Origin of the sequence: Streptomyces asoensis, from assembly GCF_013085465.1 — a bacterium.
Taxonomy (GTDB): Bacteria; Actinomycetota; Actinomycetes; order Streptomycetales; family Streptomycetaceae; genus Streptomyces; species Streptomyces cacaoi_A.
Genome location: NZ_CP049838.1, coordinates 3,553,202 through 3,566,706 on the forward strand (window position 1 = coordinate 3,553,202; position 13,505 = coordinate 3,566,706).

Consider the following 13,505-nt stretch of genomic DNA (forward strand, 5'->3'; position numbering starts at 1 on the left):
CGGCCCTCTCCCGGCCGCCCACCGCGATCGCCCGGCCACCGCCACCGCCGTACAGGCCCGCCGCCATCGCCGCCGTACCCGGCTCCGGCCCCGCCACCACACCGCCCCGCCCGCCACACCCGGCCCCGCCGCCATCGCCGCCGTACCCGCCATACCCGGCCCCGCCGCCATCGCCGCCGTACCCGGCCCCGGCCCCGCCACCACACCGCCCCGCCCGCCGTACCCGGCCCCGCCGCCATCGCCGCCGCGCCCGGCTCCGGCCTCGCCACCACACCGTCCCGCCCGCCACACCCGGCCCGCCACCACTGCCGTACCCGGCCCCGCGGACTGGCACGAGCGGCGGCTACTCCGCCTGAAGCACCAGCAGTGCCAGGTCGTCCTCCGGCGGCTGGTCGCCGAACTCGTGCACCAGCCGCCGGATCCGCTCCGCGATCAGCTCCGCGTCGAGTCCGACGCAGCCCGCCAGCGCGGCGGCGAGACCGTCCTCGTCGTCGAACTGCCGGAGGCCCGACCGTCGTTCCGTGACGCCGTCGGTGACGCACAGCAGACTGTCGCCGGGCCGCAGCTCCAGACTGTCGCTGGTGTACGTGACGTCCTCGATGACCCCGAGCAGGGTCTGCGGACGCCCGCCCGTGGCGACCGAGCCGTCCGGCCCGAGCAGCAGCGGCAGCGGATGCCCGGCGGAGGCGAGAGTGCAGCGGACCCCTCCCTCGAAGGGGGCCAGCTCGCCGTAGAGGAGCGAAAGGAAGCGGGTCTGCGGGCCGTCGCCCGGCCCGGCGGGGCCGACGAAGGCTCGGGCGGCGGCGTCGGCGGCCTCGGTCGCGTCGTCGAGGAGGAGCTGGTTGAGCCGGTCCAGGACGTCGGCCACGCCATAGCCCTCGCGGGCCAGCAGCCGCAGCCAGGGCCGGGCGAGGCCGATGACGACGGCCGCCTCCGGGCCCTTGCCCTGCACATCGCCCACCGCGAAGCACCAGCGGCCGTCGCCCGCCGGGAACAGGTCGTAGAAGTCGCCGCTCGGGCCGCCCTGCTCGCGCGGCTCGTAGACGAGGGCGCTGCGCACCCCGGGGATCTCGGCGACCGCGCCGGGCAGCAGCCCCCGCTGGAGGACGGCGCTGATGGTGGCCTGGCGGGCGTACTGACGGGCCGCTCCGATGGCGAGCGCCACCCGACGGCCGAGATCCTCGACGAGCCCGGTGACCTCGTCGGCGAAGGGCGGCCGCCCCGCCTGCCCGATGACCAGGGTGCCGAGCGGCCGACCGCCGGCGATCAGCCGGTAGGCGAGGGCCGTGCCGTGCGGGCCGAGCGCCGCGCCGGGCCAGGGGAAGGGCTCGGGCCCGGAGCGGGGACCGCCGTCGGGCGGACCGGGCGGATCCTTCTCCAGGGCCCGGCGCAGCTCCTCGACGCGGTTCTCGCAGCCGTGCCAGACCCGGGCCAGCCGCGGCCCCGGCCCGCCGGCCCACTCACCGCGCCCGCTCACCTCGTCCTCGAGCCACACCGCGCACCAGTCGGCGAGCCGCGGCACGAGCAGCTGGCCGGTCAGCGCGGCCACCAGATCCTCGTCGAGCTGTCCGGCCAGCAGATCGGACGCCTCGGCGAGAAAGGAGAGGGCACCGCGGTTGAGCCAGTCCCGGTCCCTCGACCCGACCGGTTGCGGGACCGGGGCCAGGGCCTCGAGGAGACCCGGGCCGACGTCGTCGAGGGGGCGGTCGGGGTCGGCGGTGAGGCCGGCGTGGCTGAAGCAACCGAGGTGTCCCGCGTGGCCGGGGATGTTCTGCTCATGGCCGGGACGCGGGTGGTCACCACGGCCGGAGAGGTCGGCGTCCTGGGACTCGGCGGCCGTCGGCAGCAGCCGGGCCCAGACCGTCTTCGTCCCCCTGCGGTACGTCACCCCCCAGGCGTCGGCGAGCGCGGCGACCAGGCGCAGGCCGCGGCCGTACTCCGGCGTCCCGTACGACGGTTCGGCGGTGCCGTCGCGCGGGGCGCGGGAGGGATGGTGGTCGGAGACCTCGACGACGACCGCGCGGCAGCCACCGGGATGCCCGGGGTGCTCGGGGTGCTCCTCCAGCCGGCACGCCAGCTCGACGTCGGTGCCGGCGTGCACGACGGCGTTCGTGACGAGCTCGCTGACGACGAGTGTGGTGTCCTCCGCGAGGCGCTCGCCGGCGTCCCCGGTCTCGCCGGCCTCCCCGGCCGCCTTCGCGCCGAGCAGGCCGAGACCGGCCCACTCCGTCAGCGCGGCGCGCACCAGCTCGCGGGCGGCGCCGGGCGCGAGGGGGCTGCCGTTCAGGGTCGCGCGGGTGTGCGGGAGCGCGACCGAGTGCGTACTCGGGTGCGCGGGCGCGCCCTGGGCACGGGACGCGGTCTCCCGTTGCGTCGGAATGGCCCCCATGCGCAGCTCCCCGGGCGGTCGGATGCCCACAGGGTGACAGACCGATCCCGGCCATGAGCGCTGGGTTACCGAAGTGGGCCGTCCTGAGCGAGAACCGTGCTGCGCATCTGTCCGCGCATGCTCGATGAAGCGCGGTTGAGGGGCGGAATCCGAGCATTCGGACTCCGCCCCTCCGCGCGCCGACGCGCTGTGCCCCGCGCCGGTGCGCCGGCCCCGCGCCGTCGCGCCCCGCGCTACGCCTCGCGCGATCCGGCGTACATCTCGTCGATGAGGTGCTTGTACTCCCGCTCCACGACGGGCCGCTTCAGCTTCAGGCTGGGCGTGATCTCGCCGTGCTCGACGTCCAGGTCCCGGGGCAGCAGCCGGAACTTCTTGATGGTCTGCCAGCGCTGGAGTCCCTCGTTGAGCTGCTTGACGTAGCCGTCGATGAGCTCCACGGTGACGGGCGCGGCGACGACGTCCGCGTACGACTTTCCGGCCAGCCCGTTGTCCTTCGCCCAGTCGAGGAGCGACGGCTCGTCGAGGGCGATGAGCGCCGTGCAGAAGTTCCGGTCGGCGCCGTGCACGAGGATGTTGGAGACGTACGGGCACACCGCCTTGAACTGTCCCTCGACCTCGGCGGGCGCGATGTACTTGCCGCCGGACGTCTTGATGAGGTCCTTCTTGCGGTCGGTGATGCGCAGGTACCCGTCGGGCGACAGCTCGCCGATGTCGCCGGTGTGGAACCAGCCGTCGGCCTCCAGGACCTCGGCGGTCTTCTCGGGGAGCCCGTGGTAGCCCTCCATGATGCCGGGGCCGCGCAGCAGGATCTCGCCGTCGTCGGCGATCCGCACCTCCGTGCCGGGCAGCGGCTTGCCGACCGTGCCGGTGCGGTAGGCCTCACCGGGGTTGACGAAGGAGGCCGCGGAGGACTCCGTCAGGCCGTAGCCCTCGAGGATGTGGATGCCGGCGCCGGCGAAGAAGTAGCCGATGTCCGGCGCGAGCGCCGCCGACCCGGAGACACACGCGCGCAGGTTGCCGCCGAAGGCTTCGCGGATCTTGGCGTAGACGAGTGCGTCGGCGACCTTGTGCTTGGCGCCGAGCCCGAAGGGGACGGCGGCGGTGCCGGTGCGCCGGAAGTTGTCCTGGGCGGCCTTGGCGTACTCGCGGGAGACCTCGGCGGCCCACTGGAAGATCTTGAACTTTGCCCCGCCGCCCGCACGGGCCTTGGCGGCGACCCCGTTGTAGACCTTCTCGAAGATGCGCGGCACGGCGGCCATGTACGTCGGCTGGACGATCGGCAGGTTCTCGATGATCTTGTCGACGCGGCCGTCGACGGCGGTGACGTGCCCGACCTCGATCTGGCCGGAAGTGAGGACCTTGCCGAAGACGTGCGCGAGCGGCAGCCACAGGTACTGCACGTCGTCGGGGCCGACCAGACCGGTCGCGGCGATCGCCTTCGCCATGTACGACCAGTTGTCGTGCGGCAGGCGGACGCCCTTGGGCCGGCCGGTGGTGCCGGAGGTGTAGATCAGGGTGGCGAGCTGGTCCTTCGTGATCGCGCCGACCCGCTCCTTGATCAGCTGGGCTTCCTTCTCCAGCCGGGCGGCGCCGCGCTTCTCCAGCTCGTCGAGGGTGAGGATCCAGTCGGCGGTCTCCACACCGGCCGGGTCGATCACGACCACATGGGTGAGGGCGGGCAGCTCGGCGCGCTTCTCGACGGCCTTGGCGAGCTGGGCCGCGTCCTCGGCGATCAGCACCTTGGACTCGGAGTCCGCGAGGATGAACGCGGACTCGTCGGCGTTGGTCTGCGGGTAGACGGTGGTCGTGGCGGCCCCGGCGCACATGATGCCGAGGTCGGCGAGGATCCACTCGAGCCGGGTCGAGGCGGCGAGCGCGACGCGCTGCTCGGCCCGCACGCCCAGCTCGATGAGGCCGGCCGCGATCGCGTAGACCCGTTCGGCGGCCTGCGCCCAGGTCAGCGACTTCCAGGCGTCGGGTCCCTCGCCGGCCGCGGCCGGTACCGGGTACCGGTATGCCTCGGCGTCGGGCGTGGCCGCCACGCGCTCCAGGAAGAGGCCCGCGACGGACGGCGGACGGTTCTCGATCAGTGTCTGTGTGTCGCTCACGACATCCTCCGGGCCCGCGACGATGCGGCTGGCTCATTGCGGCGTCATTCGACGCGGCGGTTGCTGACAGCGGCGGTTGTTGACGGCGGCTGTTGTTTAACTCACGAGTAACTACCGAGCAGGGATCAGAGTAGAGGGCGACTGGCCAGCACGTAAGGGGCTCCGGGCAGTCACTTTCTCCTGAATAAAGCCACAGGGCCCGCCGCGCTGTCGCGCGACGGGCCCTGAAAACCGGCGTACATCGTGGCTATTTCTTGCCCTTGCCCGATCCCGCGTTGTCGTCACTGCTCAGGACGGCGATGAAGGCTTCCTGCGGAACCTCCACGGAACCCACCATCTTCATCCGCTTCTTGCCTTCCTTCTGCTTCTCCAGCAGCTTCCGCTTCCGGGAGATGTCACCGCCGTAGCACTTGGCGAGGACGTCCTTGCGGATGGCGCGGATGGTCTCGCGGGCGATGACCCGGGAGCCGATGGCCGCCTGGATGGGCACCTCGAAGGCCTGCCGCGGGATGAGCTCGCGCAGCTTGGCGACGAGCCGCACACCGTACGCGTACGCCGCGTCCTTGTGCGTGACCGCCGAGAAGGCGTCCACCTTGTCGCCGTGCAGCAGGATGTCGACCTTGACCAGGCTGGAGGCCTGCTCGCCGGTGGGCTCGTAGTCCAGGGAGGCGTAGCCGCGCGTCTTGGACTTCAGCTGGTCGAAGAAGTCGAAGACGATCTCCGCGAGCGGGAGCGTGTAGCGGATCTCGACCCGGTCCTCGGAGAGGTAGTCCATGCCGAGCAGGGTGCCGCGCCGGGTCTGGCACAGCTCCATGATCGAGCCGATGAACTCGGAGGGCGCGAGGATCGTGGCGCGTACGACGGGCTCGTACACGTCGTCGATCTTCCCCTCGGGGAACTCGCTCGGGTTGGTGACCGTGTGCTCGGCGCCGTCCTCCATGACCACGCGGTAGACCACGTTGGGCGCGGTGGCGATGAGGTCGAGCCCGAACTCGCGCTCCAGCCGCTCGCGGATCACGTCGAGGTGCAGCAGGCCCAGGAAGCCGACGCGGAAACCGAAGCCGAGGGCGGCGGAGGTCTCCGGCTCGTACACCAGCGCGGCGTCGTTGAGCTGGAGCTTGTCGAGGGCGTCGCGCAGCTCGGGGTAGTCGGAGCCGTCCAGCGGATACAGACCCGAGAAGACCATCGGCTTCGGGTCCTTGTAGCCGCCGAGCGCCTCGGTGGCCCCCTTGTGCAGGGTGGTGATCGTGTCACCGACCTTGGACTGGCGGACGTCCTTCACGCCGGTGATCAGATAGCCGACCTCACCGACACCGAGGCCGTCGGCCGACTTCATCTCGGGGGCCGAGACGCCGATCTCCAGCAGCTCGTGCGTCGCGCCGGTGGACATCATGCGAATCCGCTCACGCTTGTTGAGCTGACCGTCGATGACACGCACGTACGTCACGACACCGCGGTAGGAGTCGTACACCGAGTCGAAGATCATGGCGCGCGCGGGGGCGTCCTGGACGCCGACCGGCGCGGGGACCTCGGCCACGACCCGGTCCAGCAGCGCCTCGACGCCCAGACCGGTCTTGGCGGAGACCTTGAGCACGTCCGCGGGGTCACAGCCGATGAGGTTGGCGAGCTCCTCGGAGAACTTCTCGGGCTGGGCGGCCGGAAGGTCGATCTTGTTCAGTACGGGGATGATCTTGAGGTCGTTCTCCATCGCCAGGTAGAGGTTGGCGAGAGTCTGGGCCTCGATGCCCTGGGCGGCGTCGACCAGGAGGACGGTCCCCTCACAGGCGGCCAGCGACCGGGACACCTCGTACGTGAAGTCCACGTGCCCGGGGGTGTCGATCATGTTGAGGATGTGGGTCTTGCCCGGGTCCTCGGTCGGGGCCCAGGGCAGTCGGACCGCCTGGGACTTGATCGTGATGCCGCGCTCGCGCTCGATGTCCATGCGGTCGAGGTACTGAGCACGCATCTGCCGCTGATCGACCACTCCGGTCAGCTGGAGCATGCGGTCGGCGAGCGTGGACTTGCCGTGGTCGATGTGCGCGATGATGCAGAAATTGCGGATCAGAGCCGGGTCAGTACGGCTCGGCTCGGGCACATTGTTAGGGGTCGCGGGCACGCAGGGTCCTGTCTCTTGAGGCGCCTTGTGCCTCGGGTCGGATCGATACGTAGGCTCCATGGTCCCACGGGTGGCGACCGGGGACCGGTTTGGGCCACTCGGGGAGCCACTGGTAGTCTGGGCAGCTGTGTCTCTTGCCCTCTCAGCACGAGGCACATCGCCTCGGAGGACTTCTCGGACAACACTTCTCGGGAAACTTCGGGGCATCTCGGAAAATCATCGGTACGGGACCCGTAGGGGCCCGTGCCTGAACCTGAAAAGGCTCATTCGTGGCGAACATCAAGTCCCAGATCAAGCGGATCAAGACCAACGAGAAGGCTCGGCTGCGCAACAAGGCCGTCAAGTCCTCCCTGAAGACCGCGATCCGCAAGGCCCGTGAGGCTGCTGCCGCGGGTGACGTCGAGAAGGCCACCGAGTACCAGCGCGCTGCCGCGCGTCAGCTCGACAAGGCCGTCTCGAAGGGCGTCATCCACAAGAACCAGGCCGCCAACAAGAAGTCGGCGCTTGCTTCCAAGGTCGAGACCCTCAAGGGCTGAATCCCTCAGATCTGATCGCCGGAAGGACCCAGGGCGGGCCCTCTCTCATCCGCCCCCGACCGGCACCCAACGGATCGCGCGCGGCCTGCGTTCGCCACGCGGGCGCGATCCAGCAGCTTGAAGCTTGAACCGAAGGCCCCCGCGCCTCGCCCTTCCCCAGGGCGGGTACGGGGGCCTTCGGTCTGCCGGGGCGCCCCCGGGGCAGGGACCGGAACCGTCAGAGGTGACCGGAGGGGCCGGAGTGACCGGGGTGACAGGGGCAGCAGGGGTGGCAGGGGTGACAGGGGTGACAGGGGTGACAGGGGTGACAGGGCTCGTCAGGACCAGAAGTCGTTGCTCGTGTCGATGTCCTCGACGCACTCGTCGAGATCGCTGATCTTGTCACCGACGATCCGGAAGACGATGCCCCCGTTGTCGTCCATGTGCTTGCCGTTGCGGTCGGCGGTGATCCGGTGCAGGGAGACGGCATGCCCACGGCCGTCGACGAGTACGGTGCGCAGGTCGACGCGCAGCGACCCGCCCGTCTCCGAGAACAGCCTGCCGTACATGTCCATGACCGCGTCGAGGCCCTTGAAGTCCCCGGAGAGCATGTGGGAACCGGGCACGTGGTGCGTACAGTCCCCCGTCATCATCCCGCGCAGGGTGTCCATGTCCCCGCGGGTGAAGGCCTCGTATCCCTTGCGGACGAGTGCCGCGTGCGGGTGCTCAGCCATGTCGATCGCCACCTTTCGCATGCGTCGGCGATGTGCGGCCGGTACCCCGATTCTCCTCCCCGGCAGGGGAACGGCTACTGGATCACCCCGGTGACGCCTGGGACGTACGGCTACCCGCGGCCCCCGGACCGCGCCGCCCGCGCGACCGCCACGACGGCCTTCTCGAGGGCGTACTCGGGGTCGTCACCGCCGCCCTTCACTCCCGCGTCCGCCTCGGCGACGGCCCGCAGCGCGACGGACACTCCGTCCGGCGTCCAGCCCCGCATCTGCTGGCGCACCCGGTCGATCTTCCAGGGCGGCATACCCAACTCCCTGGCGAGATCGGCCGGCCGGCCGCCGCGCGCCGAGGACAGCTTGCCGATCGCCCGCACTCCCTGGGCCAGCGCACTGGTGATCAGCACCGGCGCCACCCCGGTCGCCAGCGACCAGCGCAGCGCCTCCAGCGCCTCGGCGGCCCGCCCCTCCACCGCCCGGTCCGCGACGGTGAAGCTCGAGGCTTCGGCCCGCCCGGTGTAGTACCGCCCGACGACGGCCTCGTCGATGGTCCCCTCGACATCGGCGACCAGCTGGGACACGGCCGAGGCCAGCTCCCGCAGATCGCTGCCGATGGCGTCGACGAGCGCCTGGCACGCCTCGGGCGTGGCCGACCGACCGGTGGCCCGGAACTCCTGCCGCACGAAGGCCAGCCGGTCCGCCGGCTTGGTCATCTTCGGACAGGCCACCTCCCGCGCCCCCGCCTTGCGCGCGGCGTCCAGCAGCCCCTTGCCCTTGACTCCGCCGGCGTGCAGCAGCACCAGCGTGATCTCCTCGGCGGGCGACCCCAGATACGCCTTGACGTCCTTGACCGTGTCGGCGGACAGATCGTGCGCGTTGCGTACGACCACGACCTTGCGTTCCGCGAAGAGCGAGGGGCTGGTCAGTTCGGCGAGCGTGCCGGGCTGCACCTGGTCCGGGGTCAGGTCGCGCACGTCCGTGTCGGCGTCGGCGGCCCTGGCGGCGGCCACCACCTCCTGCACGGCACGGTCGAGCAGGAGGTCCTCCTGGCCCACGGCAAGCGTCACCGGGGCGAGAGGGTCGTCATTCGCAGTCTTCCTGGCCATCACCGAAAGCATCCCACGAGCCACTGACAACCCGGGCCCCACCGACGAGCCGCCGACGGATCACGGTCACGGCTCCTCCCGCCAGCCCTCCCACTCCCCCGCGAACTCGTCCAGCGCCGCCGCGTCGAGGTGTTCCTCCTCGTCCCGCAGCAGGACGAGCCACTGCGCGTCCTCCGCGTCGTCCTCCCCCGCCAACGCGTCCCGGACGACCCTCGGCTCCTCGCGCACCCCGAACCGGTCCCCGAGCGCCTGGGCCACCTCCTCCGCGGCATCGCGATCGGGCAGCACCAGCACATGTCTCACATCACTCACCGCACCATTTTCCGACACCCGGTCTCCCCCACCCGGTCTCCCCCACCCGGTCTCCCCAGACGATCACCCCCACTCGGTCTCCCCAGACGGTCACCCCACTCGGTCTCCCCAGACGGTCCCCCCCCCAACGGTCACCCCAGACTTCAGCCATGGCCCTCTCCGCCCTCAGTCCCGCGCCACCCGCAGCTCCCCGCCCGTGCCGGTGGCCACCGCCAGCGCCCCGTCCCGGTCCGTCCGCAGCACTGCCGCCCCTCCCGCGCGCAACGCCGCGACCGTGCTGGGCGCGGGATGCCCGTACGGGTTGTCCGCGCCGCACGAGATCAACGCCAGCCGTGGCGCCACGGCGCGTATGAGGTCGGGGGCCTGGTAGGCCGAGCCGTGATGAGCCACCTTGAGCACATCCACCCCACGCACCAACGGTGCCGCCGGCGATCGCAACAACGCCTGCTGGGCCGGGGGTTCGAGATCGCCGAGCAGCAGCATCCGCAGCCCGGCCGCCCGCACGAGCAACGTCACGCTCGCGTCGTTCGGCCCGTCCGGGCGCGACGCCGGGCCCGGTGGCGGCCACAGCACCTCCCAGTCGAGAGCACCGACCCGCCGCCGCTCCCCGGCCGCGGCCCGCACCACCGGCACGTCCCGCGCCTCCGCCTCCCTCCGCACGAACTCCACCTGGTCCACGGGCTCCTCGAACCCCGTCGTCTCGATCGCCCCCACCGCCCGGCCCCGCAGCACTCCCGGCAACCCGGCCACATGATCGGCGTGGAAGTGGGTCAGCACGACGAGCGGCACCCGGGTGATCCCGAGCTTGCGCAGACAGCGGTCGACCAGTGCCGGATCCGGCCCGGCGTCCACCACCACGCCGACGCCCCCGCCCGCCGCCAGGACGGTCGCGTCACCCTGCCCCACGTCGCACATCGCGAGCCGCCAGCCCGGTGGCGGCCAGCCCGTGAGCACCCGGGTCAGCGGCGGCGGTTGCACCACCACGAGCAGAAGCAGCACCCCGCAGACCGCACACAGCCACGGGTGCCGCGACAGCCGCCGCCCGAGCAGCACCACCCCGCCCGTGACCAGGGCGAGCAGGAACGCCCCACCCCAGTTCCCCGGCCAGTCCACTCCCCCGCCGGGCAGCGCCGCCCCGCTCCGCGCCACACCGGCGATCCACGCGGCCGGCCAACTCGCGCACCACGCCAGCGCCTCGGCCACCGGCATCGCCACAGGAGCCGTCGCCAGCACCGCGAAACCCAGCACTGTCGCCGGCGCGACCGCGAACTCCACCAGGAGATTGCAGGGCACCGCCACCAGGCTCACCCGCGCCGACAGCACCGCCACGACCGGCGCGCACAGCGCCTGCGCGGCTCCCGCGGCCGCCAACGCCTCCGCGAGCCGCGGGGGCACCCGGCGCCGTCGCAGCGCGGCACTCCAGCGTGGCGCCAGCGTCAGCAGGGCCCCGGTGGCCAGGACGGACAGCAGGAACCCGTAACTCCGGGCCAGCCACGGGTCGTACAGCACCAACAGCAGCACCGCCGTCGCCAGCGCCGGGATCAGGGACCGACGGCGGCCGGTCGCCAGGGCGAGGAGCACGATCGCTCCACAGGCCGCGGCGCGCAGCACGCTCGGGTCGGGCCGGCACACCACCACGAAGCCGAGCGTGAGCGCTCCGCCGAGCAGCGCGGTCGCCCGGAGCGGGACGCCGAGGCGAGGTGCCAGACCGCGGCGCTCGACCTGCTGGGCCAGCCCGGGCGGGCCGAGGAGCAGGACGAGGATGATCGTGAGGTTGCTCCCGGAAACGGCGAGGGTGTGGGCCAGATCCGTCGCCTTGAACGCCTCGTCCAGTTCGGGCGTGATCCGCGAGGTGTCCCCGACGACCAGCCCCGGCAGCAGTGCCCTCGCGTCCGCCGGGAGTCCGTCGGTGGCCTCCCGCAGTCCCGCCCGCAATCGCCCCGCCAACCGCTGCGTGCCCGACGGTTCCCGCACGACCGACGGCACCACTCGGCCCCGCACCCGCAGCACGGCCGCGAATCGGTCCCCGCCGGCCAGCGCGGGCACCAGCCGCCCGGTCACCCGCACCCGCGTGGACGGCAACAGCCCCAGCCACGAAGTCCTGGACTGCACCCCGGACCGCACCCCGGAGCCCCGCACACCGCCGGCCCCAGCCGGGCCGACAGCCTCCTCGGGAGCACCGCCGAACGCCTGACGACCAGGCGCCTGGCGGCTGGGCCCCAGCTGGCCCGGCATCTGGCGGCTCTCGGGATTCGCCCGTGCCCCACCCGCGCTCCAGCGCGAGCCGACGTCCACCACCACCAGTACCGGGGCCCGCGTCGCGACGGCCGTCCGCGCCGCCCCCTCGACGCTGCGTACCTCGGCGTTGATCAGCACGGAGTCCGGGGTCACCTGGTCCCCTCTGACCCGGGGCCGGGTGAGTCGTGGATCGGAGGTGATCTCGACCTCGGCGGTGACGGTCGCGTACTCCCGCGCCAACTCCGGCACCGGCCCCCGGCGCAGATCGGCCCCGTGCAGCCCGGATGACGCGGCAGCCGCGCCCACGCAGAGCAACGAGGCGGCGACGGTGACCCGGGGCCACATCCGCCGACCGGCAACAGGCCCCGCAACGGGCCCCGCACCGCGCCCCGCCGCACGCCGCCTCACGATCAGCAGGGCACCGGCGGCCAGGAGGCAGACGGCCACGATGCCGCCCACCACCCCCGGAGACGCGTCCAACGTCAGCGCCGCCGTCACCCAGGCCGCCAGCGCGGGTGGTACCAGCCGTAGATCCACCGGCCCTTCCTGACGCGGATGGGCGTCGCCCAGCCGCTTCCCGGAGGCCGCGTGCACGGCCTGGCGGGCAGCGGAGCCGGGTCCGGCCCGGCCACCGACGGCCTCGCTGTCTTCGCGCCTCATGGCCGCACGAGATTCCGCAGGTCGGCGAAGCGTCGCTCGCCGATGCCGTTGACCTCGCGCAGTTCGTCCACCGACCGGAAACCGCCGTGCTGCGCCCGGTAGTCGATGATGTGCTGCGCCAGCACGGGTCCCACGCCGGGCAGCGTGTCGAACTGGTCCACGGTGGCCGTGTTGAGGGAGACGGGGACCGGTGGCCCTGCTCCCGTGCCGGCACCGGTGGAGCCCGCCGACGACGACCCCGCTCCCGTCCCGGCGGCCCCGGCCTGCGGGACGGGAACGCCGACGACGACCTGCTCCCCGTCCACGAGGAAACGCGCGCGGTTGAGACCGTCGGTGTCGGTGCCCGGTCGCACACCACCGGCCGCGCCCAGCGCGTCGACCACCCGTGAACCGGCCGGGAGGCGGTGGATGCCGGGCTTCCTCACCTTGCCGCTGACGTCCACCACGATCTCGGCCCCGGCCGTGCCGCCGACGCCCGGCGGGCCTGCGGAAGGGGCGGTACCGGCAGCCGAGTTCAGCTCCCCCGACTCGTAGGGGGCGGCGGCTCGCACCACCTCCGGTGCCCGCACCGGCTGGGCCCGGCCGACCCAGAAGTGCTGCACGGCGAAGGCGGCGGCGACGACGAGCAGCACCGAGAGCGCGAGCACACTCCTGCGTTCCAGCCCGCAGCGCGCCAGCAGCCACACCGGCATCCGCTCCCGCAGAGCAAGCCCCACCCGCTCCTGCCAGGGCCCGGCGACACGGGGAGTACTCCCCTTACGAATCTCGTCGCCGTCGCCGTCGATTTCGGCATCGGCATCGGCATGCTGCACACCCTCGCCACCGGGCACATCCACCCGTGACGCACCGGACCTCTTCAGAGCACCCGGCGCAACCGGCACCCCCGCCACCACCACCGCTACTGCCGCACCGGCCGATTCCTGTACACCTGACGCCCCCGATGCATCCGTTGCCCCCGACGCACCCGACGCACCCGACGCACCCGACGCACCCGACACATCAACAAGAACAGCACCCCCACCATCCCCACCGCCCTCACCCGGCGGCCCCATCCCCATCTCCCCTTGTTCCCGGGGCCGTTCGGCGAAGAGCACCTTCGCCCGGCGGCGGATCTCCTCCGCCGAGGCGTGTCGGTGTCCGTTCCGGCGGCCGCCCGGTGGACGGAGACGGTGGGAACGGCCGTCGGAGCCGGGGCCCCGGCCGGGGCCGCTGGTCGCGTTCGGGCTGCGTGGATGTGATCGAAGTGCCATGCGACGAGGATCGGGCACTTCGCCACACCGCGATGATCTTGCTCAATTTCCGGGGATGACCGCCCAGTTGTGGATAACTCCAC

Annotated in this window: 9 protein-coding genes; 1 reads left to right on the forward strand and 8 read right to left on the reverse strand. The window is 72.3% G+C overall.

Annotated elements, in window-relative coordinates:
• Positions 1–343: 343 nt before the first annotated feature.
• The 3 genes from G9272_RS15890 to lepA all read right to left on the reverse strand — a co-directional run bounded on the left by G9272_RS15890 (position 344) and on the right by lepA (position 6,613).
• Positions 344–2,389: an ATP-binding SpoIIE family protein phosphatase gene (locus tag G9272_RS15890; RefSeq protein ID WP_171397193.1), complete on the reverse strand. Its 2,046-nt coding sequence runs from the start codon at positions 2,387–2,389 to the stop codon at positions 344–346.
• Between the two features lie 233 nt (positions 2,390–2,622).
• Positions 2,623–4,497 (reverse strand): AMP-dependent synthetase/ligase, encoded by a 1,875-nt coding sequence (locus G9272_RS15895; RefSeq protein WP_171397194.1) that lies wholly within the window; start codon positions 4,495–4,497, stop codon positions 2,623–2,625.
• A 247-nt stretch (positions 4,498–4,744) separates the two neighbouring features.
• Complete coding sequence (gene lepA, locus G9272_RS15900) at positions 4,745–6,613, reverse strand: translation elongation factor 4 (RefSeq protein WP_171397195.1); 1,869 nt, start codon at positions 6,611–6,613, stop codon at positions 4,745–4,747.
• A gap of 269 nt (positions 6,614–6,882) precedes the next feature.
• Here lepA and rpsT point away from each other — a divergent pair, with 269 nt between their 5' ends.
• Positions 6,883–7,149, forward strand: coding sequence for a 30S ribosomal protein S20 (rpsT, locus tag G9272_RS15905; RefSeq protein ID WP_020127768.1), 267 nt, complete (start codon positions 6,883–6,885; stop codon positions 7,147–7,149).
• Positions 7,150–7,466: 317 nt separating this feature from the next.
• Here the strand turns inward: rpsT and G9272_RS15910 are convergent, their stop codons facing one another.
• From G9272_RS15910 to G9272_RS15930, 5 genes are all read right to left on the reverse strand, one after another.
• Positions 7,467–7,862 (reverse strand): nuclear transport factor 2 family protein, encoded by a 396-nt coding sequence (locus G9272_RS15910; RefSeq protein WP_171397196.1) that lies wholly within the window; start codon positions 7,860–7,862, stop codon positions 7,467–7,469.
• 110 nt (positions 7,863–7,972) lie between these two features.
• A complete protein-coding gene (gene holA, locus G9272_RS15915) occupies positions 7,973–8,962 on the reverse strand; it encodes a DNA polymerase III subunit delta (RefSeq protein ID WP_437184275.1) in 990 nt (329 codons plus the stop codon).
• A gap of 66 nt (positions 8,963–9,028) precedes the next feature.
• Positions 9,029–9,274 (reverse strand): hypothetical protein, encoded by a 246-nt coding sequence (locus G9272_RS15920; protein ID WP_171397198.1) that lies wholly within the window; start codon positions 9,272–9,274, stop codon positions 9,029–9,031.
• A 165-nt stretch (positions 9,275–9,439) separates the two neighbouring features.
• Complete coding sequence (locus tag G9272_RS15925; protein ID WP_253267822.1) at positions 9,440–12,172, reverse strand: ComEC/Rec2 family competence protein; 2,733 nt, start codon at positions 12,170–12,172, stop codon at positions 9,440–9,442.
• A complete protein-coding gene (locus G9272_RS15930; protein WP_171397199.1) occupies positions 12,169–13,422 on the reverse strand; it encodes a helix-hairpin-helix domain-containing protein in 1,254 nt (417 codons plus the stop codon). Before G9272_RS15930 ends, G9272_RS15925 begins: the two co-directional genes overlap by 4 nt.
• Positions 13,423–13,505: the final 83 nt, after the last annotated feature.